This window comes from Uliginosibacterium aquaticum, from assembly GCF_012972705.2.
GTDB classification, from domain to species: Bacteria; Pseudomonadota; Gammaproteobacteria; order Burkholderiales; family Rhodocyclaceae; genus Uliginosibacterium; species Uliginosibacterium aquaticum.
The window spans coordinates 744,235-770,785 of the sequence record NZ_JABCSC020000003.1 but is presented as its reverse complement, the minus strand read 5'-3'; the positions used below and the strand labels follow the sequence as shown (position 1 = coordinate 770,785).

The following is a 26,551-nucleotide window of genomic DNA, read 5'->3' as shown; positions in this document are numbered from 1 at the left end:
TCGGTTCGATCAGTAATCGACCTGGAAAGTCATGCTGGCAAAGCGGCCGGCACCGGTATAGACCCGCGGCGCGGCGACGTCGTTGGAGATCGTGACGTTGGAGCCGCTGCCGGCATTGGCAACGTAGTACTTCTTGTTGGTCAGGTTGCTGATGTTGAAACGCAGGATCGGGTTCTTGAAACCCCACACGCCGTTGAAGGGCATGCTCCAGGCCGTGTTCAGATCCAGCAGGGTGTAGCTCGGGATGGACACGTCATTCACAAGGGTCAGGTAACGCTCACCGGTGTACTTGGCTGCCAGGTTGGCCATGTACGGGCCGTAGGCATATTGCAAGGAGAGCGAAGCCAGATACTTCGGCGTATCGGGAAACTGCTTGCCGGCGGTGGCGTAGTAAGTCGTGCTGCCGGAAGGCATGTTCTCCTTCATCTTCGAGAGGGTGTAGCTGAACGAGCCATACATGCTGAAGCCATGATAGGGCGCGGAGCCACCTTCCAGTTCGAGGCCGTGGGTGGTCGAATCCCCAACGTTCCACGAGTGGCTGTAGCCCAGCGTCGGGTCGTAGCTGGAGGCAATCCGGTCACGGAAATCAACAAAGAAGGCCGTAACGGAAGCCTTGCCCCAGTCGCCCTTGAAGCGCGTACCGAGATCGTAGTTGGTGGATTTTTCCTGCTTCACCGGCACGTCATACATGCTGGTGATGGTGTTGCCGGAGTAAGTCCTGATCAGGTTGGCGTAGTCGGAGTTGCTCGGCGCACGGAAGTTGTTGGCCACCCCGAAGAAGGTCTGCACCTTGTCGGTAATGTTGAACGAAGTGCCCAGGCCCGGCTGCACCTGCTGATACTTTTCGACCACCCGGTAATCCAGATAGCCATTACCGGCAGCCGAGGTCGCGGAGGTGGAGGCGGTGCCGTTGTTGGAGAAGTTGCGGAAATCGCGCTGAAGCACCTTGTAGGTCACGGAAGGCGTGATTTGCAGGCGGCTGTCCATCAGGTCGATGGTGTCCTGCAGGAAGGCGCTCTTGCCCGTCGAGATGGTGAGCCAGTCGCGCGCCTGATACGGATTGCCATCCTGATACTTGATCAGCGCGTCGCTGTCATCAAGCCACCAGTCCAGCACCGTGCCGCTGTTGTCCACATAGGTGGCGGGACGGGTCTGACGGTGACGCGCGCGCTCAAACCAGAGACCGGTGGTGATCTTGTGGTTGTCCAGATCGTGGGTGGCCTTGACGTTGATGCCGGGCCGGTTGGTTTCGGTCATCGAGCCGGTCAGCACCAGCACCCGGTCGCGCACATCGGTATCGCCGTTGATGTCGGACACCCCACCGTGCACATTGCTGCTGCTCCGCGATTCGGTGATGGTGGTCGGGTAGGTAGAGCCGCCGTAGCCGTACCAGTAGTAAGGCTCGATATCCAGACGGGTGCGCTCGCCCACCTGCAGATTGGCTTTGGGCGTGAGCAGGTAGTTCTTGAAGGGGTTGCGGGCGTAATCGTAGTAGTTGACCGTACCTGCGCTCTCGGTTTGCGCCGTGCCATTCACCGGCGTCACGTGCTTGGGCATGTCGCCGCTGTAATCGGCCTTGTAACCTTCCGCTTGGATTTCGGCCAGCGTCATGCTGCGATAGTTGTGGTTCATCAGCTCGTTGGCCAGCATGCCCATGGACAGGCGCGAGCCTTTGCCAAGGTCATACTCGAGCTTGCTGTCGATGTGCTGCCGGTTGTTCTCGCCCTCCCCTTTCCACTTGTCGACGCTGGACTTGGAGTAGGAGAGATAGCCCTTGAACTTGCCGATTTCACCAGTATCCACGCGCACATAGCTACGCAGGTAATCGAGCTGGCCAAACGATTGCGCGACACGCAAACGCATCTCTTTGGTCGGCCCACAGCTGTTCATGCCGATATTGCCGCCCGATGCGCCCACGTGCGGCGCTTCGGCATCGGTGCCCCCCTGGGTAACGAAGAGGTCACACATGTTTTCCTTGTCGGTGAGCTCCTGCGGATAGACCGCGAAGTTGCCCGAGTCATTCACCGGAGCACCATCAACGGTGAAGCCCATCTGGTCACTGTTGAAACCACGCACGCGGAGATTGCCGCCCGACATGCCGGTGGGATCCGTGCTGGAAGCATTCACACCCGGCAGCAGATTCAGGTCCTGGAAGGCATTGGAGCTGGAACGGGTCTTGTCCAGCTGTGCCTTGGTCACGGTGCTCTTGGCCTTGGGGGTGTCTTCATCGACCAGCAGGCCGGTGCCGAGCTTGTCGCCCTCGCCAGTCACGGTGATCTTGCTGAGCTCAGAGGTCTGCTGCGCCTGCAGCTGGCCGGACGCCAGCATGGCAATGATTGCGAGCGTGAGGGGTTTCAAAGTGTATGTACGCATGATGGGCTGCCTTCTTTAAGTTCGGGGGGCGGAAGAGGGGTGAAACAAAGCAGTACTTGCAAAAGCGCAGGAGGGACGCATCACGAAGTTCCTTCCAGCACGTATTCGATGGGCACCGCAAAGCGGCGCATGCCCTGACCGGCAAAAGCTTCACCGGGGAAAGCCTGGTATCGACCATTGCGCACGGTGCGCAGGGCCTCCTTGTCCAGCAACATGGTTCCGGATGAAGTCTCGACGCCGGCATCGATCAACCGGCCTTCACGGTCGATCTCGATCCAGATCTTGACCACGCCGGTGGGGCGCAACTGCCTTGCCTCACGACTGTTCGGATAGCGCTTGATGCTTTCCAGATAGGCCCGCAGGTTCGCCTCGTAGGCCTGGTCGGCCGAAGCCGATGCGGCACGCACAGGCTGTGGCGGCGGGGGTGGTGGTGGCGGAGCCGGGGTGGGCGGCTGCGGCGTCGGCGCTGGCGCCGGTGTGAGCGACGGAGCGGCCGGGGCCGGCGTTGGCATCGGCGTCGGAGTGGGAGCCGGAGTTGGCTGAACAGCCTTCACCACTGGCTGCGGGGCCTCCGGAGGCGGCTCCACTTTCGGCGGTGGCGGTGGCGCTTCAGGAGGAGGAGGCAGCGGCAGATCCTCCATCGTGATGACGGTTTCATCCCGCGAAGAGATCAGTTGCGGAGGCGGCGGCATGAACTGCCAGGCTCCGAACAGGGCGGTCATGACGATCAGCATGCCGCCAACTGCGGCCGGATCGCGATGACCGTAGATGGATTCCAGAATCATCACTGCACCCGCTTGGTCGCAAAGGTGATCGACTCAATCCCCTGCTCGCGCAAGGCATCCATCGCGGCCACCACGCCTTTCCACTGCACGGTCTGATCCGCACTGACGATGAAGCGCTTTTTTGGATCCTTTTGATGCGCGGCCTTCGCCGCACCGCCCAACTGCTCGGACGCCAGCAACTGCCCGTCCAGCGCCACGGAGCCATCCGCCTGCAAGGACACCACGATCGGCGCCTCATCGACCGTCGCCCGTGAGGCGGTCTTGCTGTCGGGCAGCGTCGTCTTGAGGCCGAAGGCAGGAATCACGTTCAGGCTGATCAACACGAAGAAGATCAACAGAAACATCATCACGTCGATCATCGGGATGATCTCGATGCGGGCTTTGCGGGGGGGCGGCTCTTCAAAATGCAACATGGCTGACGACTCTCTTCGGCTGATTAAGCAAACGTTTGCGCTCTTTGCAGGCAACACACGGAAAAACAGTGCTTGCAGATACCTTTTAGCAATTTGAATGCCAATTTTTGCTTCAAATTACTCAAAAAAATCAAAACAGCAGTTTTCAGGAAATTTCCGCCAAACGGACCATAAAAACCCGCCTCCATACGGTTAAAACCGCTAGGCAAACGTTTGCCTTGTAATGACGTAAATAAACAATCAGGTATGTCTTTGGATATAACAGCGGCGATTTTCTGCGCGCCGCGTGACAAGGAGATGAAATGCGCCCCGAGGCGGAGAAATTCCCCGCTTTCGGCATCCAGCTTGGTGCAGGAAATTCCCTCTTGGTGCATTCCGCTCACCACGCTTTCTCACCGCACGCCACAGGCGCCAGCCCGAGGTGTGCAGCCAAGGTCTGGGCTAGATCGGCAAAACTCTCGCGCACACCAAGGGAACGCCCGGCAGGTACGCCGGCACCGGCAAACAGCAGCGGTACGTGTTCGCGCGTGTGATCACTGCCAGGCCAGGAGGGATCGCAACCATGGTCGGCCGTGAGCACCAGCACATCACCGTCCTGCATCGCGGCCAGAAGGCGTGGCAGGAAAGCATCGAACTCGCGCAGTGCGTCGGCGTAGCCCTGAATGTCACGGCGGTGGCCATACAACATGTCGAAATCGACCAGATTGGCGAACACCATCCCACCCGACGCGCAGGCCGACATCGCGGCCAGCGTTGCTTCGCAGAGTGCGGCATTGCCGTCGGCGGCGTGATGGTGGGTGATGCCACGCGCTGCAAAAATGTCGCGGATCTTGCCCACACCGTGAACTTCCCTGCCCGCTTCGACGAGCGCGTCCAGCAAAGTGCGGGAAACCGGTGGCGTGGTGTAGTCGTGCCGGTTGCCGGTACGGCGAAAGCGCTGCGCCTGCCCGGGCGCGGCATCCACGAAGGGACGTGCGATAACCCGGGCAATGTTCAGTTCGTCGAAAATGACTTTCGCCTTCTCGCAAATGTCATACAGACGCGCAAGACCGAAATGCTCTTCGTGCGCGGCGATCTGGAACACGCTGTCGCTGCTGGTGTAGCAGATCGGCCAGCCGGTACGGACATGCTCGTCGCCGAAGCACTCGATGATTTCAGTGCCACTGGCGTGGGTGTTGCCAAGGCTGCCCGGCAGATCGCAGGCGGTCAGCCAGCGCTGCAGTTGTGCAGCAGGAAAAACGTTTTCTGCCGGTGACTCGGCGCGCGGGAAGTAGCCCCAGTCAAACTCGACCGGGCAGCCCATGAGTTCCCAGTGCCCGCTGGGCGTATCCTTGCCGCGGCTGCGTTCGCGTGCAGCGGCCCAGGCTCCCTCGGGCGAGAAATCAACCGGCATGGCTTGCGGCCAGACCCCGCTTGCCAGCTGCGCAGCCTGCGGCAGACCAAGGCGGGCAAGGTTGGGCAGTTTCAGGGGCTGGCCTTGCACCGCACAGCGGGCAGCGATGTTCCCCAGCGTGTTGGCACCGGCATCCCCGTAGGCCCCGGCATCCGGCGTCGCACCGATGCCAAGCGAGTCCAGCACCACAACAATGGCGCGCGCCATGCTAAACGCCTCCCCGGCAGGCTTCGACCAGCACCGGGCTTGTTTGCACCGGTGCCTCGCTGAGCGTGAAACTCTTTGCCAGTTGTGCCTGTGCCAGCGCCAGCCCTGCCGCGTCAGCCGCGTGAATATGCGCCAGCACCTCACCGGCGGCCACCTTCCGGCCGATGCCGGCCACCCCGGTGAGACCCACGCGATAATCGATGCGGTCACTCGTCTGGCGACGCCCGCCGCCCAGTTCGATCAGCAGCAAGCCAATATCCCGCGTTGCCACACCAGACACCCAGCCTGCATATGGCGCAACGAAGTCACCACGCACCGGGGCGGCAGCCAGATACTGATTCGGACGCTCAGCAAAGTCTGCCGGCCCGCCCAGCGCAAACACCATGCGAGAGAAGCGCTCCAGCGCCGCGCCACTACGCAGGGCGGCGTCGACACGCTCCAGCCCGGCACCAAAATCCACCGCGATGCCGCCGATGCACAGCAACTCGGCACACAACACGCGAGTCAGCTCCAGCAGACGCGCATCCACCGGTTCCCCCTTGAGCAAGGCCAGCGCTTCATGCATTTCCAGCGCATTGCCGCAGGAGTCGCCCAGCACCTGATTCATGTCGGTGATCCAGGCCCGCGTTGGCAAGCCCGCACCCACCGCCACCTCCACCAGCGATTGCGCCAGGGCGCGAGCCATCTCGAGACTGGCAGCGAAAGCGCCGTTGCCCGTCTTCACATCCATCACCAGGCCCTGCAAGCCTGCCGCCAGTTTCTTCGACAGGATGCTGGCCGTGATCAGGGGAATGGATTCGACGGTTGCGGTTACGTCGCGAATGCCGTAGAGGCGACGATCTGCCGGCGCGAGCTCACCGGTCTGGCCGATGATGGCGCAGCCCGCTTCCGTCAGACAGGCGCGCAGGCGCTCCAGCGATGGTGCGGTCTGATAGCCGGGAATGCTGTCGAACTTGTCGAGCGTCCCGCCGGTATGGCCCAGGCCCCGCCCCGAAATCATCGGCACGAAGGCACCACATGCGGCGAGGATCGGCGCCAGCGGCAGGCTCACCTTGTCACCCACGCCGCCGGTGGAGTGCTTGTCGAGCACCGGCCCCGGCAGATGGGCCTCGCCCCACTTCAATACATCCCCGGAGTTCATCATCGCCCGGGTCAGGCTCACCTTTTCAGTCTGGCTCATGCCATTGAGAAAAATGGCCATGGCCATCGAGGCTGCCTGGGCATCGCTCCAGCCGCCATGGGTCAGACCATCGACGAAGTGATCGATCTCTGCGGAAGGCAGTTCCAGACCGTCACGTTTATGCCGTATGACTTCCTGTGCAAGCATGCCTGCCCCCTCAGTAGACGCCAGGGGCGGCACTGCTGTGCGAGGCCTCACCGGAGAGCACCCGCTCGATGTCGTCCAGCACGCTGCTGGCGCCGATCCGGAAACGCTCTGCAGAAAGTGCCGCCTCGCCCAGCAGGCTGCGGGTCAATTCGATGTAGGTCGCCGCATCACTCACCGTGCGGATTCCGCCGGAAGGCTTGAAGCCGACACGCCCTGCGGCCGCGGGATCCTGCCGGATCGCCTCGAGCATCAGGCGCGCAGCTTCGGGCGTGGCGCTGATGGTGGTTTTGCCGGTACTGGTCTTGAGGAAATCGGCACCGGCCTTCAGCGCCAGGCGCGAGGCACGGGCGATGGCTTCGTGCTGCAGCAGCATGCCGGTTTCCAGAATCACCTTCAGGGTCAGATCCGGGCAGGCCTCACGCGTGGCCTGCATCACCTTGAGTGCAGCGGCATCATCGCCGCGCAGCACATGCTGCCAGGGCAGCACCAGATCCACTTCCTGTGCACCGGCAGCCACGATCTCGCGGGTATCCCGCACCGCGCGTTCAACATCCGCGTAACCATCCGGAAAATTGGCAACGGCGGCCACCCGGATGCTGTCAGGCAAACGATTGCGCGCATAGCCTGCAAGGCGCGGCCACACACACACGGCCGCGACCTGACCAAAAGCGCCCTGAGCGCGTCGGCACAGTCGTTCGACATCCGCTTCGGTATCGTGATTGTTGAGTGTGGTCAGATCCAGACTGGCCAAGGCGATCCGCGCGGCTTGCTGCAGTTGTTCGGTATTCATCGGTAAGACTCCGCAGTTCAGAGATTGGCAATGATGCGTGCCAGCAGGCCGCTGGCGGTGTCGCCGGCAGCTCGGGCCTGGGACAGGGTGTGAGAGTGGCTGAGACTCTCGCCAGAGAGCCCTGCCGCCATATTGGTGATCAGCGAGAAAGCCAGCACCGGCAAGCCCATGCGCCGCGCCAGGATGGTTTCCGGCACCGTGCTCATGCCTACGGCATCGGCGCCCATGCGCTCGAACATGCGGATTTCCGCAGGCGTTTCGAACTGGGGGCCGAAGCTCCACAGATAAACGCCTTCGTGCAGACGGGTGCCGCTCTCGCGTGCCACCTCATGCGCCACCCGGCGCAGCGCGGGATCGTAGGCATCCTTCATGTCCACGAAACGCTCGCTGCCCATCTCCCCCACCAGCGGCGAGCGCTGGGTGGCATTGATGTAGTCATTGATCAACATCAGGCTGCAAGGCTCCATGGCCGGCCTCAGGCTGCCCGCCGCGTTGGTCAGCACGATCGCTTCGCAGCCGATGTCCCTGAGCGTTTCCAGCGGCAGGCGCATGCCGTCGACCACGCCATCCTCGTAGGCATGTTTGCGCCCACTCATGACAGCCACCTCGGTCTGGCCGATCCGCCCCAGCCACAGCTCGCCGCCATGGCCCTGCACGGTTGCCTCGGGAAAACCGGGCAGCTCGGCGTAAGGCACCCGCACCGGATCGACGACATGTCCGGTGAGCCCTCCCCAGCCCGATCCCAGCACGACCGCAATGCGGGGCTTGTGCTGGGGGTAAAGCGCTTTCAGTTTCTGTGCTGCGTTCATTTCATTTGTCATTTTTAAGATGTTCCGGACCAAAGCTCTCTGGGAGCAGCTGGGCGAGCGTGAAGCTGGCGCGCACCATCTGCCTGTCTGCAATGAGAATGGGGGTGTTGGGCAAGGCAAATTCACGCAGCTTCTGGCGGCAGCCGCCACAGGGCGTCACCAGCCCCGGGCCTTCACCCACGACGAGCACGGCTTTCACCGCCCGGCTACCTGCGAGCACCATCGTGCTGAGCGCCCCGGCTTCGGCACACAGCCCCTCGGGGTAAGCCGCGTTCTCGACATTGCAGCCGGCATGGATGCAGCCATGCTCATCCAGCACCGCAGCGCCAACGAGAAAGTGCGAATACGGCGCGTAAGCCCGCAGCTGTGCATCCAGCGCGGTCTTCCACAGGGCCGTGCGAATCGATTCGGGTAAAACAATGGCTGACATGCTCAGCGCTCCTTGAGATAGGGACGACCCAAAGCCCCCGGGGCCTGGGAACTGCCCATGAACCCGGCGAGCAGGATCACGGTCATCAGATAAGGCAGTGCCTGGATGAACTGCACCGGCACCTCGCCGATGACCGGCAGCACCGCACCCTGCAGGCGGATGGCCAGTGCATCGAGAAAACCGAACAGCAGGCAGGCGGCGAGGGCAGGCAAGGGACGCCACTTGCCGAAGATCATCGCCGCCAGCGCCATGTAGCCCCGCCCTGCGGTCATATGCGGGGCGAAAGCGGCGTTCTGGGCCAGCACCAGATAGCTGCCTGCCAGCCCGCACAACAACCCGTTGAGCGCCAGTGCTGAGAAGCGCAGGCCATGCACCGATACGCCGGCGGCATCCACCATGTGAGGGTTCTCGCCAACGGCACGCAAGCGCAGCCCGAAGCGGGTCTGCTGCAACAGCAGCCAGACCCCGGGCACCAGTGCCAGCGCCAGATAGACCAGCACGTTGTAGCCGGCCAGACCATTGCCGATCAGATCCCCCAGCACCTCCGGCGCTTCCGGCCACAAGGCACGCAGGCGCACTTCATCGGGCAGCGCAGGGGTCTGCCCGCCCTGATGAAAACACGCAATGCCCAGCACCACGGTCAGCCCCGCCGCAAGGATGTTGATCGCCATCCCCGACACCACCTGATCCCCGCGATGGATCACGCAGGCATAGCCATGCAGCATGGACAGGGCGAACGCCACGCCAATGGCGGCCGCCAGAGCCACAAAACTGCTCCCCCAGACGGCACCGGCGGCACCGGCAGCAAAGGCCGCACACAGCATCTTGCCTTCCAGACCGATGTCGATCACCCCGGAACGCTCCGCCAGCACGCCCGCCAGCGCGCACAGGATCAGCGGGGTCGCCACCCTCAGGGTTGAGGCCAGCAGGGTGCCCAGCATGAGCTCATCCATGCTGCGTCTCCTTTTCGGTAAAAGATGCCTCACGGCGGGAACACGCGTGCACAAGGCGCGCCACCGGCCCGGCCACCACATGCGACATTGCGCCGGAGACCAGCACGATCAGGCCCTGCAGCATCACCACCATGTCACGGGTGAAGCCCTGGACTTCGAAAGCCACTTCCGCGCCTCCCTGAAACAGCGCACCAAACAACAGGCTGGCCATCACGATCCCGAACGGATGATTGCGCCCGATCACCGCCACCGCGATGCCGGTGAAGCCTGCGCCACCCACGAAATCCAGCAACAGCTTGTCATTCACGCCAGCGATCTCGTTCATCCCGACCATCCCCGCCAGCGCTCCCGAGCAGGCCATCGCCAACAGGGTCTGATGACGCGGATTGATACCGGCATATTCGGCAGCGCTGGCGCTGGATCCGAACGCGCGCAGGCGAAAGCCCGCACGGCTGCGCCACAAGAGCAGATACACCGCCACGGCGGCCCCCAGCGCCAGCACGAAGCTGAGATTCAGCGGGGAAGACGGCCATTCCACTCCCAGGCTCGCCAGCACCTGATGAATCCCGGAGAGGTGGGCCGATGCACCGAAGGGGGCGCTCTCTACGGCCATGCCGTCATTGACCTTGAGCTGATGCACCAGCAGATAGCTCAGCAAGGCGCTGGCCATGAAGTTGAACATGATGGTGGTGATCACCACATGGCTGCCCCGCCAGGCCTGCAGATAGCCCGGCACGGCGGCCCACAGGGCCCCAAAGCCCATGCCGGCAATCAGCAGCAGGGGCCACATCAGATACCAGGGCAGGCTGTTCGAGAGCCATAGCGCCAGCAGGCCAATGCCCAGGCCGCCGATGCTCGCCTGCCCCTCCGCACCGATATTGAATAGCCCGCCATGCGAAGCCAGTGCCACGGCCAGTCCGGTGAAGATGAAGCTGGTCGTGTAATACAGCGTGTAGGAAACTCCGCGCAGACTGCCAAAAGCGCCCTGCAGCAAGGTTTCCAGCACCAGCCCCGGCGCCTGCCCGACCAGCGCCACGACGCCCCCCGCCAGCGCAAACGCGATGGCGAGATTGACCAGCGGCATCAGCACCAGCTCTGCCCAGCGAGGCATCGGTGGGGTCGCGCCCGATTTGAAGAAGCTGATCATGCCTCAACCTCCTCAGCCACCTGGGCAACGTCGGTTTCGCTCATCAGCATGCCCAGGGTTTTCTCGTCGCATGCCTCGATCGGCAACTCACCCGTAATGCGTCCGGCATTCATGACCAACACGCGATCCGCCAGCGCCAGGATTTCATCCAGCTCGCTCGACACCACCAGTACCGAGCAGCCGGCATCGCGCAGTTCCCGCAGGCGGGCATGAATGAATTCGATGGCGCCGATATCGACGCCGCGCGTCGGCTGCCCCACCAGCAGCAGCACCGGGTTCTGACCGATCTCTCGCGCCAGCACCAGCTTCTGCTGATTGCCGCCGGAGAATTTCGAGCTGCCCAGTTGCGGCAGCGGCGGGCGCACATCAAAGCGGCTCATCATCGCAGCCGTTGCCGCCATCATCGCGGCACGCCGCATCCAGCCCTTGTGGCTGTAGGCAGGCAGCGCTTCATAGCCCAGCACCGCAGACTCCCAGGCCGGGAAGTCCATCACCATGGCCCGTGCGTGACGATCTTCCGGCACATGGGCCAGGCCAAGCTGACGTGCTATGCGCGGATCCAGCCAGCGCTCGCCGGGCATAACCCCAAACGTTTGCGCACCCAATTGCAAACGCCCCGCCTGCGGGCTTGCCAGGCCCGAGAGCACGGCGAGCAACTCGCTCTGACCGTTGCCCGCCACGCCAGCCACGCCCACGATTTCGCCGGCACGCAGGCTCAGGCTCACCTCTTTCAGCCGCACACAGCCCATGGCATCAGTGAAGCGCAAACCCTCTGCGACGAGGCGGATCTCTCCTGCCACCTCTTCCGCGGGCTCGCTTCGGCCCAGCGAAACCTTGCGCCCAACCATGGCCTCCGCCAGTTGCTCCACCGTCGTCTCGGCAATGGCGCATTCATGCACCACACGCCCGGCGCGCATCACCGTTACCTGATCACACAAGCGCATCACCTCCTTGAGCTTGTGAGTGATAAGGATCACGGTGCAGCCCTGCTCGCGCAGCTTGGCCAGCACGGCAAACAGCTGCTCGGTCTCGGCGGGGGTCAGCACCGCGGTTGGCTCGTCCAGAATCAGGATGCGGGCGCCCCGGTACAGGGCCTTGAGGATTTCGAGACGCTGTCGGTCTCCAACGCTCAGATCGCCCACCCGCGCGTCCAGATCCACCACCAGGCCGCTGCTCTGCATCAGCGCCAGCAAGCGCTCGCGCGCCATGGCCTGGGCCCGGCGCAGGAAAAAGCCCTGCTCCGCGCCGAGCAGGATGTTGTCGAGCGCGCTGAGCCGGTCGACCAGCATGAAGTGCTGATGCACCATGCCCAGCCCCAGCGCGATGGCGGCATGCGCATCGGGAATCCTGACCGGACGGCCCTCAATCTCGATCTCGCCTTCATCGGCCTGATAGAAGCCATACAGCACCGACATCAGGGTGCTCTTGCCCGCGCCGTTCTCGCCTACCAGGGCATGAACCGTCGCAGCCCGCACGCTCAGGCTCACCGCATCGTTGGCCTGCACCGTGCCGAAACGCTTGTGGATGTTGTGCATCCGCACGGCCAGAGGCTTCACTTCCACCTGTTCAGTCATGCTCATCCTTTCGGCGCCGGTCCGGTGGAAGCGCGCTCGATCAGGTGCGGCGCCATCACTACCTCACGGACCGGCAACACGCGCTTGCCCAGACGCTCGAGCAGCACCGATGCCGCCATCTCGCCAAGCTCACGGATCGGATGGCCGACCGAAGTCAATGCCGGGAACATATAGCTGCCCATATCGATGCCATCGAAGCCGATCACGGACAGCTCGCCGGGTACGGACACGCCCAGTTCGGCCGCGGCACGCAGCACCCCGATGGCCATCATGTCGTTACCGGCCAGGATGGCCGTCACCTCGCGCTGGCGGAGCAACTCATGCGCCAGCGCATGGCCAGCCGCCGCAGAAAAATCCCCTTCCAGCATCCAGTCGGCACGGATTTCGATACCCGCCTCCTGCAAGCCGGCGACCCAGCCTGCCGTGCGCTCGCGACTAACCAGGAAACGCGACGGGCCGGACAGGCAGGCAATCCGCCGGTGTCCGAGCGCCGCCAGGTGGGACGCGGCCAGGCGCGCCCCTGCGTCATGATCAACCCGCACCAGATCCGCTTCCAGACCCGGAATACGCCGCTCCACCACCACCGTCGGCACGCGCGCAAAACCCAGACGCCTGACCAGCGGCTCCGGCTCACCAGCCGCCGCCGCCAGCAGCAGCCCATCCACGCGCCGCTCGAGCAGAGTTTGCAGATAGTGCGTCTGCAGCTCGGACTCATCGTCCGTATTGCACAGGAACACCGAGTAGTCCGTCTGCCGGCAGCGCTCTTCGATTCCGCGCGTCAGCTCGGCAAAGAAGGGGTTGGTGATGTTGGGCACCAGCACACCGAACACGAAGGTTTCACTGGTTTTCAGTGCCCTCGCCACGGCGCTGGGCGCATAGCCCATTTCGGCCACTGCCTGTTCCACCCTGGCACGTGCTGCATCGCTCACCCGCCGCGTGCCGTTGAGCACATGGGAAACCGTGGTGAACGACACGCCGGCCCGCGCGGCGACATCCTTGATCGTACTCATGCCTTGTGTCCTGTCGGCTTACTTGCAAACGCCATTGACATAGTCGGGAACCTTCACACGACCGGAGATGATGTCGGCCTTGATCGTCTCGACCTTCTTGGTCATCTCTGAAGAGATCAGTGCCGCGTTGTATTTGTCGAGCGCGTAATCCACACCGCCCTCCTTGAGGCCCATCACTGAGAGCCCCGTGCGTGTAGTCACCAGCGCCTGATACACCGCTTCATCGACCCGCTTGATCATCGAGGTCAGCATGGTGCCCGGCTGCATGTAGTTCTGATTGCTGTCGACGCCGATGGCCAGCTTGCGGGCATCCTTGGCCGCTTGATAAACACCGGTCCCGGTGCCGCCGGCCGCCGCAAACACAACATCGACACCACGCGCGAACTGCGCCCGGGCCAGCTCACCGCCTCGTGCCGGATCGTTCCAGGCCGCCCCAGTGGTGCCGGTCATGCTGGCCATCACCTCCACCCCCGGATTGACGAACTTCGCTCCCTGCTCGTAACCGCACTGAAACTTGCGGATCAGCGGCACATCCATCCCGCCAACGAAACCGATCTTGCCGCTCTTGCTGGAGAGCGCCGCCAGTGCGCCGACGAGGTAGCTGCCTTCGTTCTCCTTGAACAGGATCGACTGGACGTTCGGCAAGGGCACCACTTCGTCAATGATCACGAAGCGCTTCCCGGGAAAATCCTTGGCAACCTTGGCAACGGCGGACTGCTGTGAAAAGCCGATCGCAATCACCGGATTGGTGCCGCGCTCAGCCATCCGGCGCAATGCCTGCTCGCGCTGGGTCTCGGCAAAGACCTCGAATTCAGCCACGCGCTGCCCGGTCTCCTTGCTCCAACGCTCGACGCCGCGATAGGCCGCCTCGTTGAAAGATTTGTCGAACTTGCCGCCCAGTTCATAGACGATGCCTGGCTCGGCCGCTGCGACACTACAACCCAGCACTAAACTCATCAGCCCGATGCGATGAACAAATTTCAGTGCGTTACTCATCTGTTGGCTTCCTGTCATCAAAGGGATTTGATTCACGCTCTGCAAACGTTTGCATTGAGAAAGTATAAGCAGGCTCCATGCCAACTTTGGTTATAGAAATGTGACGCTCGTGCTGGCCTGAAACCTGCTGTTGCAGGACGAGCAATTCTTGCTCCAAGATCAGATCAATCCAGGAAGGACAACAACAATGACTCACCCCACCCCCGGCACCGTGAATTGGCCGTCCATGCCCAAGGCTTTGCTGCATGAACATCTGGACGGCGGCCTGCGGGCCCAGACCCTGCTGGACCTGTGCGCTGAGCGCGGAATTGCCGTGCCTGCCGGCAGCGCTGCAGAACTGGCGCAATGGATGCAGAGCAACGCCAACTCGGGCAGCCTGGTGCGCTATCTGCAAGGCTTTGCCCTCACCGTTGAAGCCATGGCCAGCGCAGCCGCATGCCAGCGCGTTGCCTTCGAGGCGGCTGAGGACGCGCTTCTCGACGGCTGCGTGCTGGCCGAGTTCCGCATGGCACCCTTGCTGCTGGAGCCTTTCGGTATCGCACCGGAAGCGGTCGTCGAAGCCTTGCTGAGCGGCCTGAAGGAGAGCCGCCTGGCCAGCGGCCTGATTCTCTGTGCCATGCGCACCGATACGCCCGAAGCCTCGCTGCGCACCGCCCGCCTGGCAGCGCGCTACAGCGATCAAGGCGTCGTCGGCTTTGACCTGGCCGGTGCCGAGCTCAATTACCCGCCAGGCAGCCACCAAGCGGCCTACCGCGTGGCCCGCGAAGCCGGGCTGGGCCTGACCTGCCACGCCGGCGAAGCGGACCTTGGCAGCCGCGTACTGGAAGCCGCGCAGATCGGTGCCCGCCGCATCGGCCATGGCGTAAACATCATGGCGCCCCCGGATGACGCCACCGGCGCGGCCTGGCTCGCCGAGGCACGCGCCTTGAACCTGCACTTCGAAGTCTGCCCCAGCAGCAACGTGCATACCGGCACGGTGGCATCGCTCTCCGAGCACCCGATCCGCCGCATGCTGGCTGCAGGCTTGTCGGTATCCTGCTCCACCGATAACCGGCTGATGTCAGGCGTCACGCTCAGTGAAGAGTTTTCCAGCCTGGAGCAACACCTGGGGCTCTCCATCACCGAAGCCGTACGCCTGACCCGGCACGCCATCAGGGCCTCGTTCCTGGACGAATCCCAGCGCCTGAAAGCCATGCAAGCACTCGATCAATGGCTCGTACGCTCCACCGCCTGAAAGGTCTGAAAACACGGGCAATCGTTTGCGCAAACGATTGCTCAGCACCAAAGCGGTGAAACAGGCGCAAATTTGGGGCATAGCGGAGCCCGCTCTCCGCGATACCCCAAAGCGCTCTGCGGTGGTTCTGAAACTCTTCGCTGACAATCCAGCGGCCTCCTGGACCACTCCGGAAACAGTGGCCTGCCCTGCATCCTCCTCGCTGCGCGCACCAAAGCCCTGGCATGGGCTTTGGTGTCTGCGGCAGATATGCCACCATACGCAACATGGTTGCATATAAGAATGACTTGTGTTGGAATCCGCAACCTCCCATTGACACGGCGCCTGAAGCTGTCGCGCCACGCATGAGAAGCCCCACCCTCTTTCCGTTCAAGCAGCTCAGGCCCGTCTCCCGCCAAAAACATGCGCTGGGGGCAGGCATGCGCTCACGCGGACAATTGCTGATCCTGCGCGCATTGCTCCTGATCCTCTGGCTGAACGCCTCGCTCATCTGCAGCCTGCATTGGGCAGAGCACTTCGAGCAGGCCCCGCAGACCAGCTTCGAGCAGAGCACTCCAGCGGATAGCGACGAAGGCCTGGCTCACCCTCTCTGCAGCCAGTGCCAGATATTTGCCCACCTGATCGCGCCGAGGCTTGCGCCACCAGACGCACACCATCCGCTCAGCCTCAGCCTTGCGCCAAGGCGTGAGCTGCCTGCTCCGCCAGCCCTCACCCGTAGCTGGCTGCACTTCCCCCGCGACCCTCCAGACGCAGCCTGAACCCAGGCTCCCCGTAGCACACACACACTCTGGCCAGCGCTACGCGCCCGGCCGGGATACGCACACGTCTGCCTTCTGGAGTTGTCCATGAATACCCCCCAGCTGAATATCAAACACCTGAGCCTCGCCGTCCTGACCACACTTTCGCCGCTGGCCGCAAAGGCCCAGTCCCAGCAGGCCCCTGTCGAGCTGGAGGCCATCACCGTGGTGGGTCGCAGCAGCAGCAGTAGCTATCTTTCGGAAGAAGCCACTGCCGCCAAAACCAGCCTGCCGGTACGCGAAGTGCCGCAATCGATCCGGGTCTTCACCAAGCAGGCCATCGACGATCTGGGCGCCACGCGCCTGGATGATGTCTTCGACTTTGTGGGCGGGATTTCGCGCCAGAACAGTTTTGGTGGTCTGTGGGACAACGTCGCCGTGCGCGGACTGCCCGGCAACGAGAATACCGGCATCGCCACCCTGCTCAACGGCATGACGGCCAGCCGTGGCTTCAACGCGCCGCGCGATCTGGCCAGCGTGGAGCGCATCGAATTCCTCAAGGGCCCGGCCGCCGCGCTGTATGGCAGCAGCGAACCGGGGGGCACGCTGAACATCGTCTCCAAGCGCCCGTTGTGGCAAGCCGCCAACTCGATCGAGACTTACGCGGGCAGCCATGGCTACTGGCGTACCGCGCTGGACAGCACCGGCCCCTTGAGCGAGAACCTGGCCTATCGCCTGAACCTAGCCGCCGAAAGCCGCGACGGTTTCCGCGACTACACGGATTCCGATCGGCAGGTTGTGGCCCCCGCCTTCACCTGGAAAATGGGTGCCGACACCCAGCTTGAATTCGTGGGCGAGTACCTGCGCCATGCCGCGCCGCTCGATCGCGGTGTGGTCGCTGTAAATGGCCAACTCGGCCAGATTCCGCGCGAGCGTTTTCTTGGCGAGCCCTCCGATGGCAAGGTCACCCTGCGCAACGCCAACTCACAGGCCATCCTGACCCACATCTGGAACGATGCCTGGCTGAGTCGCTTCGTGCTCTCGGAGCGCGAGACCAGTCTCGAGGGTTACTCGACCGAAGCGTCCGCCCTGCAAAGTGATGGCAGCCTGCGCCGCCAGCGCCGCTACCGCGATTACGACTCGCAGGACCTGGGCTTCCAGGCCGAGCTGCAAGGCAATCTTGAGCTCGCCAGCACGCCGCACGAAATCCTGTTCGGCTACGAAACCTATCGCTACACCATGGATACGGTGATGTTGCGCGCCAACCCCAGTTCCGCCTCGCCCTATGCGATCAACATCTATGACCCGATCTACGGCCAGGCTCAACCCACGCCGGGGGCCAACACCGACACCTACGAAACCCAGCGCAACAACGCCTTCTACCTGCAAGACTCGATCAGTCTGGCGCAAGCCTGGCGCCTGATGGCCGGCCTGCGTGTGGACAACTACAGCCAGTCGCTGCAGAACCGCCGCACCAGCAGCACCACGGAGCAATCGCCGTCAGCCACCTCACCACGCCTGGGGCTGAGCTGGCTGCCCTCGAAGCAATGGACGCTGTTCGCCAACAGCGGCCAGTCCTTCCGCCCCAACGCGGGCTCTGATCGCAACAGCGAAGCTTTCGAGCCGGAGAAGGGGCGCTCTTTCGAGCTGGGCAGCAAGTGGGAAAGTACGGACAAGAAGCTGGCCGCCAACGCCGCGCTGTTCCAGATCCGCAAACAGAATGTGCTGACCGCGGATACGCAGAACAGCAGCTATTCGGTCGCCGCCGGCGAAGTGCGCAGCCGTGGCGCCGAGCTGGAGTTTTCCGGCCAGATCACCCCGCGCTGGCGCGTCAACAGCGCCGTGTCCTACACCCAGGTCGAAGTGCTGCGCGACAACACCCTGGCCATCGGCGAGAGCCTGCTCAATGTGCCTGCGGTGGTCGCCAGTGCCATGGCAATGTACGAGAACGCGTTCAGCAATGGTCAGCGCTATGGCGCAGGCGGCGGAGCGACCTATGTAGGCGAGCGTCTTGGCCAGGCCCGCACCCAGGCCGAAGCGAACGCAGGCAGCCCCGCCTTCAATCTGCCGGCCTACACCACGGTACGCCTGAATGCGTACTGGCGCCCGACAAAGTCGCTGCGCCTCACGCTGGATATCGACAACCTCTTCGACACCACGTACTACACCAGCTCCTACAGCACGCTGTGGGTGTCGCCCGGCAGCGGCCGCAGCTTCACCCTTGGCGCGCAGTACAGCTTCTGAGAATGACCATGACCCAGCCTGAACCCGACGGCCTTCGCCGCCGTCTTCTGCAGGGCGCCGGCCTCGGCGCCCTGGCACTGGCCTGCCCGCCCCTGCGCGCGCAGCCTGCCGTGAAGCCCTTGCTGATCGTTTCCTCATGGGAAATCAGTGGCCTCGCCCCCGCCGCCAGCGGCTACATCTTCACCCGCCTGCAAGTCACCGAAACCCTGCTTGACGCGCAGGACGACGGCACGCCGAAGGCGGCACTCGCTGCGAGCTGGAAGGTCTCGCCGGATGGCCTCGAATGGCACTTCGAACTACGCCCCGGCGCACGCTTCCATGACGCTAGCCCGGTCACGGCACAGGCCGTGGCGCGCAGCCTGAACCTGGCGCGCACTCCGCCGGGGGTGCTGAGCATGGCCCCGATCCGCAGTATCGAAGCGACAGGCGAAAAGCAGCTCCGGATCCGTCTGAGCAGCCCCTACATGCCGCTGCTCAGCCTGCTGGCCCACAGCAGCACGATGATCCTCGCGCCGGCCAGCTTCGAAGCCAGCGGCACAGTACGCGAGATCGTCGGCAGCGGCCCCTACCGGATCAGCAAGCTGGAAGCCCCGCATCAGGTCGAGACCCGCGTGTCCGAACATTACGATGGCCCGCGCCCGGCCATTGCCGAGGTGCGATACATGGCGGCCGGGCGCGCCGAAACCCGCAGCCTGATGGCCGAATCGGGTCAGGCCGACCTGGCTTACAACCTGGACCCCGCCAGTATTACCCGCTTGCGTCAACGGGGCTCGGTCAACATTGCCTCGGTGACCGTTCCACGCACCGTGGTCATCAATCTGAATGCAGCGTTCTCCGGGCTCAAGGATCTGCGCGTGCGCCAGGCCCTGAGTCTGGCCATCGATCGGCCCGGCATCGCGCGTGCCCTGCTGCGCGACCCGGAGCTGGCCGCCAGCCAGCTGATGCCTCCTACGCTGGCGGGCTGGCATGATGCCTCGCTCCCGCCGTTGCAACGCGACCCGGTCGCCCTCAAGCAGCTGATGCGCGAGGGAGGCTGGACGCTCGGCACGGAAGGCTGGCGCGATACGCAAGGCCAGCTTCTGCGCCTCAAGCTGCAGACCTTCCCGGATCGCCCCGAGCTGCCCGTGATCGCAGGCGCGCTGCAGGCCCAATGGCGCGAAGCGGGCTTTGCCGTGAGCGTGAGCATCGGCAACTCCGGCGATATTCCGCTGGCCCATCGTGATGGCAGCTTGCAGCTGGCCCTGGCCGCCCGCAACTACGCCATCGTGCCGGACCCGACCGCGACCCTGGCGCAGGACTTCGGCCCCCAGGGCGGCGACTGGGGCGCCACAAACTGGTCCAGCCCGGTCGCGGTCGACGCCCTGCAGCGTCTGGTGCGCGGCGGGCTCGACAAGGCGCAGCTCGCCGCCCAGCGCAAACGCTTGCTGCAGACCCTGCATGACGAGCTGCCGCTGATCCCGGTGTGCTGGTATCGCCAGAACGTCGCGGTCAGCAAACGCCTCGAAGGCGTGAGCCTGGATCCGCTGGAACGCAGCTTCCGCCTCACTGGCATGAGGTGGAAAGCATGAGTTCGACCCAAACCTCCGCCTGGCGCGGGCTGCTGCTGCGGCGCGCGATCCAGGTCCTGGCGCTCCTGCTGATCATCGGCAGCGTCTGCTTCCTGATGGTGCGGGCCCTGCCCGGCGACATGGCGATGCGCATTGCCGCCAGCCGCTACGGCTACGATTTCGTCGGCAGCGCCGCCGCCAGTGCCGTGGCGCAAGAGCTGCAACTGCAACGCCCGCTGTGGCAGGCCTGGCTGGAATGGCTGGGCCAGCTCCTGCGCCTGGATCTGGGGCAGTCACTGGTCAGCGGCGAAGCCGTATGGCACGAGATGGCCCACCATCTCGCCGCCAGCCTCGATCTAGCGGTCACCACGCTGATTTTGGCAATGCTGATCGGTCTGCCGCTGGGCGTCGCGGCCGCAGTGCGGCCGGGCGGTGTCGCAGACCGGATCGCGCTGCTGTTCGCGGTTGTGCTGCGCGCCACGCCGGCCTTCCTGTTGGGCATCCTGCTGATGCTGCTGCTCGCGGTGCACTGGGGCATGTTGCCCGCCGCACACGACGATCAAGGGGGCACCCTGTGGCTGCCGGCGCTGACGCTGGCACTCGGGCTGGCCGCCGGGCTGGCGCGGATCAGCCGCAGCGCAGTGCGCGAAGCGCTGGCCTCGCCGGCCTGCGAGTTCGCCCGCAGCAAGGGCTTGTCGGACTTCCAGGCGCTGCTGCGCCACGCCCTGCCGCTGGCGGCCCTGCCTGTGCTGGCCTATCTGGGCGTGCATCTGGTGCTGCTAGTGGAAGGCACGGTGGTCGTCGAAAGTCTTTTCGCCTGGCCCGGTGTGGGCCACGCACTGGTGCATGCCGTATTTGCCCGCGATGTCCCCGTCATCCAGGGGGCGGCACTGAGCATGGGTCTGCTCTTCATCCTCTTCAATCTGCTGCTGGACGCCCTGATGCTCGCCATCGATCCTCGCCAGCGCAAGCCGGGAGCCTCCGATGCCTGAGACTTTCTCCGCCCGCCTCGCCCGGCATTGCGGCCTGGGATTGCTGATCCTGATCGCCTGCTTCGCCCTGCTGGGCCCGGCACTGATCGGAATCGATCCGGCGACGCAATCCCTCGGTGATTCCCTGCTACCTCCGGGCGCCAGCCACTGGCTGGGAACCGATGTCTACGGTCGCAGCGTGCTGGCGCGCATTGCCCACGCCGCCCAACTTTCACTCGGGCTGGCGCTGCTCGCGGCCCTGAGTGCGGCGCTGCCCGGCGTACTGACCGGTGTCACCGCCAGCTGGTGCGGTGGTCGCATCGAGCGCGGGCTGGTGATGCTGGCCGACGCCTGCATGGCTGTGCCCGGCCTGCTGCTGGTGTTGCTCTTCGCCGCCATTGCGCCGGGGCAGTACTGGGCGCTGTACATCGGCCTGGCCCTGTCGCTGTGGGTGGAATATTTCAGGGTCACGCGCGCCGCCAGCCGGCCGATCCTGCACGGTGATGCGGTTCAGGCCTCGCGCCTGCTGGGCTTTGGCAAGCTCTATGTTCTGCGCCGACACGTGCTGCCTGCGCTGACGCCCTTGCTGGCCACCTTGTTACCGCTGAGTGCTGCGCAAGCCGTGCTGGCATTGGCCGCGCTGGGCTTCATCGGGGTCGGCCTGCAGCCGCCAACGCCGGAGCTGGGCGTCATGATGATCGAATTTTTCCCTTTCTACAGTGAAGCCCCCTGGCTGATCGCAGCACCTGTCACGCTGCTAATCCTGTTGGTGCTGGGCATGATGCTGCTGGCAGGTGACAAGGAACTGACATGAATGCGGACCTCATCCTCGAAGCCTCCGGCATCTCGGTGCACGCCGGCAGCCAACGCCTGTTGCGCGAGCTTTCCTTCACGCTGCGGGCAGGCGAAGTGCTGACCATCCTGGGCGAAAGCGGCGCGGGCAAGTCCCTGCTGGCCGACGCGCTGATGGGCAATCTGCCGGCAGGCCTGGTCGCCGGCGGCGAAGTCTGCATCCAGGGGCAGCGCAGTGCTGCCCGCGATGCGCGAGCCCGCCGCCCGCTATGGGGCCGCAAGATCGGTCTCTTGCCTCAGGAGCCCAGCCTGGCGCTGAATCCGGTGCGGCGCGTCGGCAGCCAGCTCGAAGAGGTCCTGCAGCTGGTGCGTGGCCTGCCCGCTCACGCAGCGGCCGAGCAGAGCGCCGCCCAACTGCAAGCCGCCGGCCTCAGCGCCTCTGGCGCTCAATACCCCTGGCAACTCTCGGGTGGCATGGCGCAGCGCGCTGTCGCCAGCATGGCCCTGGCCGGCGGCGCTTCGCTACTGATTGCCGATGAGCCCACCAAGGGGCTTGACGCGCACTGGCGCGATCATGTCACCGGAATGCTACGGACGGTCGCAGAAACAGGCGGTGCCGTGCTGCTGATCACCCACGATCTGCGCGTAGCCGAGGCCCTGGGCGGGCGCTTGCTGGTGCTGCGTGCCGGCGAACTGATCGAGGCCGGCGAGATGGCCGACATCCTGCGCGCGCCGAGCCATGCCTACACCCGTGAGCTGATTGCGGCCGATCCTGCGCACTGGCCGGTACGTCAGGCACCTGTCAGCGGTCCGCTCATCGTGCAGGGGCGCGGACTCAGCAAGGCCTTCAACGGCAAATCACTCTTTCAAGCGCTGGACCTCGATCTGCACGCCGGCGAGCGCTTCGTCGTGCAAGGCCCCAGCGGCACCGGCAAGAGCACCCTGGGCAACGTGTTGCTGGGCCTGCTGCGGCCCGATGCCGGCAGCGTGATCCGGGCGCCCGGCCTCGCGACCACGGCCTTGCAGAAGCTCTACCAAGATCCTGTCGCCTCCTTCCCGCCGCGGCAAACCCTGGGCAGCAGCCTGCGCGATGCCTGCCAGCTCCACGGAGAGGCCTGGTCTGCGCTGCAGGGCCGCCTGGAACGCCTGAAGATCGACGCCAGTCTGCTGACGCGCCGACCCAGTCAGGTCTCCGGCGGCGAGTTGCAACGGATCGCCCTGGCCCGCGTGCTGTGCGCACGGCCCGCCCTGCTGTTTGCGGACGAGCCCACGTCCCGCCTCGATCCGCTCACCCAGCGCCAGGCACTTGAGCTGCTGGGTGATGCCATGGATGAAAGCGGCGCAGCGCTGATGCTGGTCACCCATGACGAAGACATTGCGCGGGTCTTCGGCCAGCGCCAGCAGGTGTTTGCTGCGCACTGACCATGGGGAGGCCGCCTCGCCCGGGGAGCATCTATTTACGGCGCCGCACGTAAAGCATCCAGGGCAAGGCAATCAGCAGACTGATCCATTCGTAGCGGCTGAGCACCTTTGCCAGGGCGACAATGAGCACACAGAGCACAGCCAGTACGATGCCATCGATCAACAGCGGGGGGATGGCGCGCGCCTGGGCCGCAGGCTGCTCGATCACGCGCGGCGCAGAGGGCGGAATCGTCTCGGTAACCGGGGCGCTGGCCGCGTCCTGCTGCGCGGCCGATACAGCGGCATCAGGCAGCACAGGCATCAGCACCGCGCCGCCTTTCCCACCTTCATTCCAACGACGCTCGTTGGCTGCGGCGCGTTGCAAGGTATCGACCCAGGCATTGAGCCGCTCCCCCCAGCGATCAATCCTCGCGGCCTCCTCGGCACTGGCGCACACATAAAGATTGCCTTCATTCTTGGGGTGCGTGTCGTTTGAAAAGCGCGCCTGCTCGCCATGCAGATAATCGAGCAGGCGATGCGGCAGGGTCAGGCTTCGGGAGCGCGGCAAGGTCGGCAAGCTGGACCACTCCGCATCCCCCTTGTTGCCTGCTCGAAGCTCTGTCTGGTCTGGCAGACGCCACCGGCCGCGCAGGCCATCCTCCGGAAAGAGTTCGGCTTTAAGACGCGCGGCGCTGGCGCTCCAGTCGGTCTCCGGCACCGAAACCGCCTCGCCCATGCCGAGGCACCACCAGGTTTCGATGTCGCCGGCATACGCCCCTGGGTCAGGCACCCAGCTCCACTCGCCACTCGCCTCCCGTGCGGCTTCGAGCGCGGCGTCGTTGGCGTCCGTACAGCCCGGTATTTCTTCCCCCGTCAGCCAACGCTCACAGCCCTCCGCAAAATGCACGCAGATCAGGCGCTCCCCCCAGTAGAAATCCTCGTCCGCGGGAACCTGCCCGGACTCCGTCGCATGCAGGGTAAGACGCATGGCCCCACGTGATCTGAGCCAGAACAGCCAGGCGCAGAAATCGGCGGCGATCAGTGTCCGTCCAGGCAAGGACCGGAACAGCTGGGGCGCTTCCCAGAACACGCCGTGGCGGAACCAGTCGTCCAGCTCATTGCCGCCGGCGAGATACTGGCTGCCCCAGGCACACAGGGCAATCTGGCGCCAGCTTGAATCGGATGTGCTCATGAGAAAACCGGGAGTCGGGACATGCCCGCGACCCTAGCACGCCGGCATTCAAGCGATAAGCGCCTCCGCCTGGCGGCACGGCAGGACTCTAACACCTGGCTGGACTAGGCTGCACCGGGCTTTGCTGCGGGAGGCACGGAACAGTGGCATCGCCCTGCGGCGGCGGTGACAGCCATTCCAGCAAAGATAGGCTTGCAAATGAGAACGGATCGCATTATCTTTCAATCCATCACCCCACCACGCACCCCGGGTACCGCCATGTATGTTTGCGTCTGCCATGCTGTCACTGATCGCGATATCGCACGCGCTGCGGCCGATGGCGCACGCACGGTGCGCGACCTGCGCGAATCGCTCGGCGTGGCCAGCAGTTGCGGCCGCTGCGCCCAGTGTGCCCACGCCTGCCTGAAGGAGGCGAGTGCAGCACCGCACAGAACAATCCCCTTGCTGCATGTCGCCGGAGATGGGCTCGGCCAGAGGGAGTTCGCGACCGCCTGAAGGCTTTGTGCTCCACGCACCTTCCTCGCGCGCCTTCCGCGCCATGCCTATCAGGGTCATTCATTAAATTGGCCTTGATGCATGGCGTTTGTCTTGTGCACAATGGACTCATGCCTGCGGCGGAGAAGCCCCTCTCCACGCGGTACGCCCCCAGCCCTTGAGAGGAGTCCCAGCATGGAAGGTGACAAGAAAGTCATTCAGCTGCTCAACCGCCAGCTCACCCACGAACTGAGCGCCATCAACCAGTATTTCCTTCACGCCCGCATCTACAAGCACTGGGGCTTCGAGAAACTCGGCAAGCACGAGTACAAGGAGTCCATCGAGGAAATGCATCACGCGGACATGCTGATCGAGCGCATCCTGATGCTCGACGGTCTGCCCAACCTGCAGAACCTCAACAAGCTGCTGATCGGCGAGAATGTGCCGGAATGCCTAGCCGGCGATCTCAAGCTCGAAGTCACGGCCCACGCCGACCTCAAGGAAGCCGTCGCCTACTGTGAGTCCGTGCGCGACTTCGTTTCGCGCGACATCGTGATGGAGATCCTCGAAGCGACCGAGGAACACATCGACTATCTCGAAACCCAGCTCGAAGTGATCGAAAAGGTGGGGCTGCAGAACTACCTGCAAAGCCAGCTCGAACCCGAAGGCTCCTGATCCGCCTGATCTCTGATGTAACAAGGCCCGGCAGCATCTGGCTGACCGGGCCTTTTTGCAGCCTGCGACAAGCGGCTCAGCGCACCACGCGATACACCGCAGCAATGTCGTCGTCACCATGGCCGGCGATGTTGGCGCGCTTGAACACCTCGTTGGCTGCAGAGGCCGCCTGCAGCGACTGGCCCAGCTCCTCGCTGAGGGCCAGCGCGAGGCGCAGATCCTTCTGCATGTGCTTGAGCGGGAAGCTGGTGCTGGCGTCATCGTTCAGCAGCATCGGCCCCTTGCCCTTGAACATCGGGCAGGCCATCGCGCCCGCCTCGATCACCTCGAGGATCTTGGCGCCATCCAGATTCCCTTTGAGCCCCAGCGCCAGGCCTTCGCTCAAGGCCACCATCATCGAGCCCATGATCATGTTGACCACCAGCTTCATGCGCGCGCCCTGCCCCACGTCACCGAGAAACACGCGCTTCTTGCCGAGCTTGTCGAAAGCTGGCCCGGCTTCGTCGTAGAGACTCTGATCCCCCGCGGCAAGGATCACCAGCGTGCCGTCTTCCGCCGGCTTCTTGGTGCCGGACACCGGCGCTTCGAGAAAACGCCCACCCTTGCTGGCAATCGCGCCAGCAATCTCACGGGCGGTGGCGTCATCAACGGTGGACATGTCGATGTAGCCCTTGCCAGCAGACATACCTGCCAGCACGCCATCGGCCGCGAACACGGTTTCGCGTGCCGCGGCCGGGTCGGCCAGGATGGCGATGGTGAAATCACAGGCTTCCACCACTTCGCGCGGCGTAGCCGCTTGAGCCGCCCCCTGCGCCACCAGCGGCACGCACTTGGCTGCCGAGCGATTCCACACCGTCACTTCAAAACCCGCCTTGAGCAGATTGGCGGCCATCGCCCGCCCCATGATGCCCAGCCCCAGAAAACCGATTCTTGCCACAACAACACTCCTATGAATTCAGCACTCACGCTCGCCGGAGTGAGCCTCCGGCAGACAGGCCGTAATGGTGCGTCAGCAAACCGGCGCTGCCAATGGCAGCGGGCTGATGTTTGCTATATGAGAGGGCCGGCAGCCCCGCC

The 26,551-nt window shown here is 64.1% G+C and carries 25 protein-coding genes; 9 read left to right on the top strand and 16 right to left on the bottom strand.

Annotation, left to right across the window (positions count from 1 at the left end; genetic code table 11):
• Positions 1-9: 9 nt before the first annotated feature.
• The 14 genes from HJ583_RS14970 to HJ583_RS14905 form a co-directional block, all read right to left on the bottom strand.
• Positions 10-2,373, bottom strand: a complete 2,364-nt coding sequence (locus tag HJ583_RS14970) for a TonB-dependent receptor (RefSeq protein ID WP_170022632.1) — start codon at positions 2,371-2,373, stop codon at positions 10-12.
• An 80-nt stretch (positions 2,374-2,453) separates the two neighbouring features.
• Positions 2,454-3,158: an energy transducer TonB gene (locus HJ583_RS19265; protein WP_170022631.1), complete on the bottom strand. Its 705-nt coding sequence runs from the start codon at positions 3,156-3,158 to the stop codon at positions 2,454-2,456.
• Entirely contained in the window at positions 3,158-3,571 is a 414-nt protein-coding gene (locus tag HJ583_RS14960; protein ID WP_101943368.1) for an ExbD/TolR family protein, read from the bottom strand. The genes HJ583_RS19265 and HJ583_RS14960 overlap by 1 nt, the downstream gene beginning before the upstream one ends.
• A gap of 23 nt (positions 3,572-3,594) precedes the next feature.
• Entirely contained in the window at positions 3,595-3,954 is a 360-nt protein-coding gene (locus HJ583_RS14955) for a hypothetical protein (protein WP_170022630.1), read from the bottom strand.
• A complete protein-coding gene (locus tag HJ583_RS14950; protein WP_170022629.1) occupies positions 3,951-5,171 on the bottom strand; it encodes a phosphopentomutase in 1,221 nt (406 codons plus the stop codon). The genes HJ583_RS14955 and HJ583_RS14950 overlap by 4 nt, the downstream gene beginning before the upstream one ends.
• Before the next feature lies 1 nt (position 5,172).
• The gene (gene deoA, locus HJ583_RS14945) at positions 5,173-6,498 is read right to left on the bottom strand and encodes a thymidine phosphorylase (RefSeq protein ID WP_170022628.1); all 1,326 of its coding nucleotides are present in this window, start codon (positions 6,496-6,498) and stop codon (positions 5,173-5,175) included.
• Between the two features lie 10 nt (positions 6,499-6,508).
• The gene (gene deoC / locus HJ583_RS14940) at positions 6,509-7,288 is read right to left on the bottom strand and encodes a deoxyribose-phosphate aldolase (RefSeq protein ID WP_170022627.1); all 780 of its coding nucleotides are present in this window, start codon (positions 7,286-7,288) and stop codon (positions 6,509-6,511) included.
• A 17-nt stretch (positions 7,289-7,305) separates the two neighbouring features.
• On the bottom strand, positions 7,306-8,097 hold the full coding sequence (locus HJ583_RS14935; RefSeq protein WP_217423432.1) for a purine-nucleoside phosphorylase: 792 nt from the start codon (positions 8,095-8,097) through the stop codon (positions 7,306-7,308).
• Between the two features lies 1 nt (position 8,098).
• Positions 8,099-8,527 carry a cytidine deaminase gene (locus HJ583_RS14930; protein WP_170022625.1) on the bottom strand — a complete coding sequence of 143 codons (429 nt, stop codon included), beginning with the start codon at positions 8,525-8,527 and terminating at the stop codon, positions 8,099-8,101.
• A 2-nt stretch (positions 8,528-8,529) separates the two neighbouring features.
• A complete protein-coding gene (locus HJ583_RS14925; protein WP_170022624.1) occupies positions 8,530-9,480 on the bottom strand; it encodes an ABC transporter permease in 951 nt (316 codons plus the stop codon).
• Positions 9,473-10,627: an ABC transporter permease gene (locus tag HJ583_RS14920; RefSeq protein ID WP_170022623.1), complete on the bottom strand. Its 1,155-nt coding sequence runs from the start codon at positions 10,625-10,627 to the stop codon at positions 9,473-9,475. Before HJ583_RS14920 ends, HJ583_RS14925 begins: the two co-directional genes overlap by 8 nt.
• Entirely contained in the window at positions 10,624-12,201 is a 1,578-nt protein-coding gene (locus HJ583_RS14915) for an ABC transporter ATP-binding protein (protein ID WP_217423431.1), read from the bottom strand. The genes HJ583_RS14920 and HJ583_RS14915 overlap by 4 nt, the downstream gene beginning before the upstream one ends.
• A gap of 2 nt (positions 12,202-12,203) precedes the next feature.
• Complete coding sequence (locus HJ583_RS14910; RefSeq protein WP_170022622.1) at positions 12,204-13,211, bottom strand: LacI family DNA-binding transcriptional regulator; 1,008 nt, start codon at positions 13,209-13,211, stop codon at positions 12,204-12,206.
• Between the two features lie 18 nt (positions 13,212-13,229).
• Positions 13,230-14,207, bottom strand: coding sequence for a BMP family lipoprotein (locus HJ583_RS14905; protein WP_101943358.1), 978 nt, complete (start codon positions 14,205-14,207; stop codon positions 13,230-13,232).
• Between the two features lie 187 nt (positions 14,208-14,394).
• Between HJ583_RS14905 and add the strand changes: the two genes are divergently transcribed.
• From add to HJ583_RS14870, 7 genes are all read left to right on the top strand, one after another.
• On the top strand, positions 14,395-15,441 hold the full coding sequence (add, locus tag HJ583_RS14900) for an adenosine deaminase (RefSeq protein WP_170022621.1): 1,047 nt from the start codon (positions 14,395-14,397) through the stop codon (positions 15,439-15,441).
• Between the two features lie 419 nt (positions 15,442-15,860).
• On the top strand, positions 15,861-16,199 hold the full coding sequence (locus tag HJ583_RS14895) for a hypothetical protein (RefSeq protein WP_170022620.1): 339 nt from the start codon (positions 15,861-15,863) through the stop codon (positions 16,197-16,199).
• An 87-nt stretch (positions 16,200-16,286) separates the two neighbouring features.
• Positions 16,287-18,422: a TonB-dependent siderophore receptor gene (locus HJ583_RS14890; RefSeq protein WP_170022619.1), complete on the top strand. Its 2,136-nt coding sequence runs from the start codon at positions 16,287-16,289 to the stop codon at positions 18,420-18,422.
• An 8-nt stretch (positions 18,423-18,430) separates the two neighbouring features.
• Positions 18,431-19,990, top strand: coding sequence for an ABC transporter substrate-binding protein (locus tag HJ583_RS14885; RefSeq protein WP_170022618.1), 1,560 nt, complete (start codon positions 18,431-18,433; stop codon positions 19,988-19,990).
• Positions 19,987-20,961, top strand: coding sequence for an ABC transporter permease (locus HJ583_RS14880; protein WP_170022617.1), 975 nt, complete (start codon positions 19,987-19,989; stop codon positions 20,959-20,961). The genes HJ583_RS14885 and HJ583_RS14880 overlap by 4 nt, the downstream gene beginning before the upstream one ends.
• Positions 20,954-21,754 carry an ABC transporter permease gene (locus tag HJ583_RS14875; protein WP_170022616.1) on the top strand — a complete coding sequence of 267 codons (801 nt, stop codon included), beginning with the start codon at positions 20,954-20,956 and terminating at the stop codon, positions 21,752-21,754. The genes HJ583_RS14880 and HJ583_RS14875 overlap by 8 nt, the downstream gene beginning before the upstream one ends.
• A complete protein-coding gene (locus HJ583_RS14870) occupies positions 21,751-23,154 on the top strand; it encodes an ABC transporter ATP-binding protein (protein ID WP_170022615.1) in 1,404 nt (467 codons plus the stop codon). The genes HJ583_RS14875 and HJ583_RS14870 overlap by 4 nt, the downstream gene beginning before the upstream one ends.
• A 31-nt stretch (positions 23,155-23,185) precedes the next feature.
• Here the strand turns inward: HJ583_RS14870 and HJ583_RS14865 are convergent, their stop codons facing one another.
• Entirely contained in the window at positions 23,186-24,325 is a 1,140-nt protein-coding gene (locus tag HJ583_RS14865; RefSeq protein WP_170022614.1) for a hypothetical protein, read from the bottom strand.
• A 198-nt stretch (positions 24,326-24,523) separates the two neighbouring features.
• On the opposite strand from HJ583_RS14865, the gene HJ583_RS14860 reads away from it, so the two are divergent.
• Both HJ583_RS14860 and bfr read left to right on the top strand, forming a co-directional pair.
• A complete protein-coding gene (locus HJ583_RS14860) occupies positions 24,524-24,820 on the top strand; it encodes a bacterioferritin-associated ferredoxin (RefSeq protein WP_328824905.1) in 297 nt (98 codons plus the stop codon).
• Between the two features lie 174 nt (positions 24,821-24,994).
• Positions 24,995-25,474: a bacterioferritin gene (bfr, locus tag HJ583_RS14855; RefSeq protein ID WP_101943350.1), complete on the top strand. Its 480-nt coding sequence runs from the start codon at positions 24,995-24,997 to the stop codon at positions 25,472-25,474.
• 76 nt (positions 25,475-25,550) lie between these two features.
• Here the strand turns inward: bfr and HJ583_RS14850 are convergent, their stop codons facing one another.
• Positions 25,551-26,411 (bottom strand): NAD(P)-dependent oxidoreductase, encoded by an 861-nt coding sequence (locus tag HJ583_RS14850; RefSeq protein WP_170022613.1) that lies wholly within the window; start codon positions 26,409-26,411, stop codon positions 25,551-25,553.
• Positions 26,412-26,551: the final 140 nt, after the last annotated feature.

Coding starts and splice junctions, on each gene's coding strand:
- HJ583_RS14970 (WP_170022632.1), bottom strand. CDS start 2,373: ATGCGTACATACACTTTGAAACCCCTCACGCTCGCAATCATTGCCATG.
- HJ583_RS19265 (WP_170022631.1), bottom strand. CDS start 3,158: ATGATTCTGGAATCCATCTACGGTCATCGCGATCCGGCCGCAGTTGGC.
- HJ583_RS14960 (WP_101943368.1), bottom strand. CDS start 3,571: ATGTTGCATTTTGAAGAGCCGCCCCCCCGCAAAGCCCGCATCGAGATC.
- HJ583_RS14950 (WP_170022629.1), bottom strand. CDS start 5,171: ATGGCGCGCGCCATTGTTGTGGTGCTGGACTCGCTTGGCATCGGTGCG.
- deoA (WP_170022628.1), bottom strand. CDS start 6,498: ATGCTTGCACAGGAAGTCATACGGCATAAACGTGACGGTCTGGAACTG.
- deoC (WP_170022627.1), bottom strand. CDS start 7,288: ATGAATACCGAACAACTGCAGCAAGCCGCGCGGATCGCCTTGGCCAGT.
- HJ583_RS14935 (WP_217423432.1), bottom strand. CDS start 8,097: ATGAACGCAGCACAGAAACTGAAAGCGCTTTACCCCCAGCACAAGCCC.
- HJ583_RS14930 (WP_170022625.1), bottom strand. CDS start 8,527: ATGTCAGCCATTGTTTTACCCGAATCGATTCGCACGGCCCTGTGGAAG.
- HJ583_RS14925 (WP_170022624.1), bottom strand. CDS start 9,480: ATGGATGAGCTCATGCTGGGCACCCTGCTGGCCTCAACCCTGAGGGTG.
- HJ583_RS14920 (WP_170022623.1), bottom strand. CDS start 10,627: ATGATCAGCTTCTTCAAATCGGGCGCGACCCCACCGATGCCTCGCTGG.
- HJ583_RS14915 (WP_217423431.1), bottom strand. CDS start 12,201: ATGACTGAACAGGTGGAAGTGAAGCCTCTGGCCGTGCGGATGCACAAC.
- HJ583_RS14910 (WP_170022622.1), bottom strand. CDS start 13,211: ATGAGTACGATCAAGGATGTCGCCGCGCGGGCCGGCGTGTCGTTCACC.
- HJ583_RS14905 (WP_101943358.1), bottom strand. CDS start 14,207: ATGAGTAACGCACTGAAATTTGTTCATCGCATCGGGCTGATGAGTTTA.
- add (WP_170022621.1), top strand. CDS start 14,395: ATGACTCACCCCACCCCCGGCACCGTGAATTGGCCGTCCATGCCCAAG.
- HJ583_RS14895 (WP_170022620.1), top strand. CDS start 15,861: ATGCGCTCACGCGGACAATTGCTGATCCTGCGCGCATTGCTCCTGATC.
- HJ583_RS14890 (WP_170022619.1), top strand. CDS start 16,287: ATGAATACCCCCCAGCTGAATATCAAACACCTGAGCCTCGCCGTCCTG.
- HJ583_RS14885 (WP_170022618.1), top strand. CDS start 18,431: ATGACCCAGCCTGAACCCGACGGCCTTCGCCGCCGTCTTCTGCAGGGC.
- HJ583_RS14880 (WP_170022617.1), top strand. CDS start 19,987: ATGAGTTCGACCCAAACCTCCGCCTGGCGCGGGCTGCTGCTGCGGCGC.
- HJ583_RS14875 (WP_170022616.1), top strand. CDS start 20,954: ATGCCTGAGACTTTCTCCGCCCGCCTCGCCCGGCATTGCGGCCTGGGA.
- HJ583_RS14870 (WP_170022615.1), top strand. CDS start 21,751: ATGAATGCGGACCTCATCCTCGAAGCCTCCGGCATCTCGGTGCACGCC.
- HJ583_RS14865 (WP_170022614.1), bottom strand. CDS start 24,325: ATGAGCACATCCGATTCAAGCTGGCGCCAGATTGCCCTGTGTGCCTGG.
- HJ583_RS14860 (WP_328824905.1), top strand. CDS start 24,524: ATGAGAACGGATCGCATTATCTTTCAATCCATCACCCCACCACGCACC.
- bfr (WP_101943350.1), top strand. CDS start 24,995: ATGGAAGGTGACAAGAAAGTCATTCAGCTGCTCAACCGCCAGCTCACC.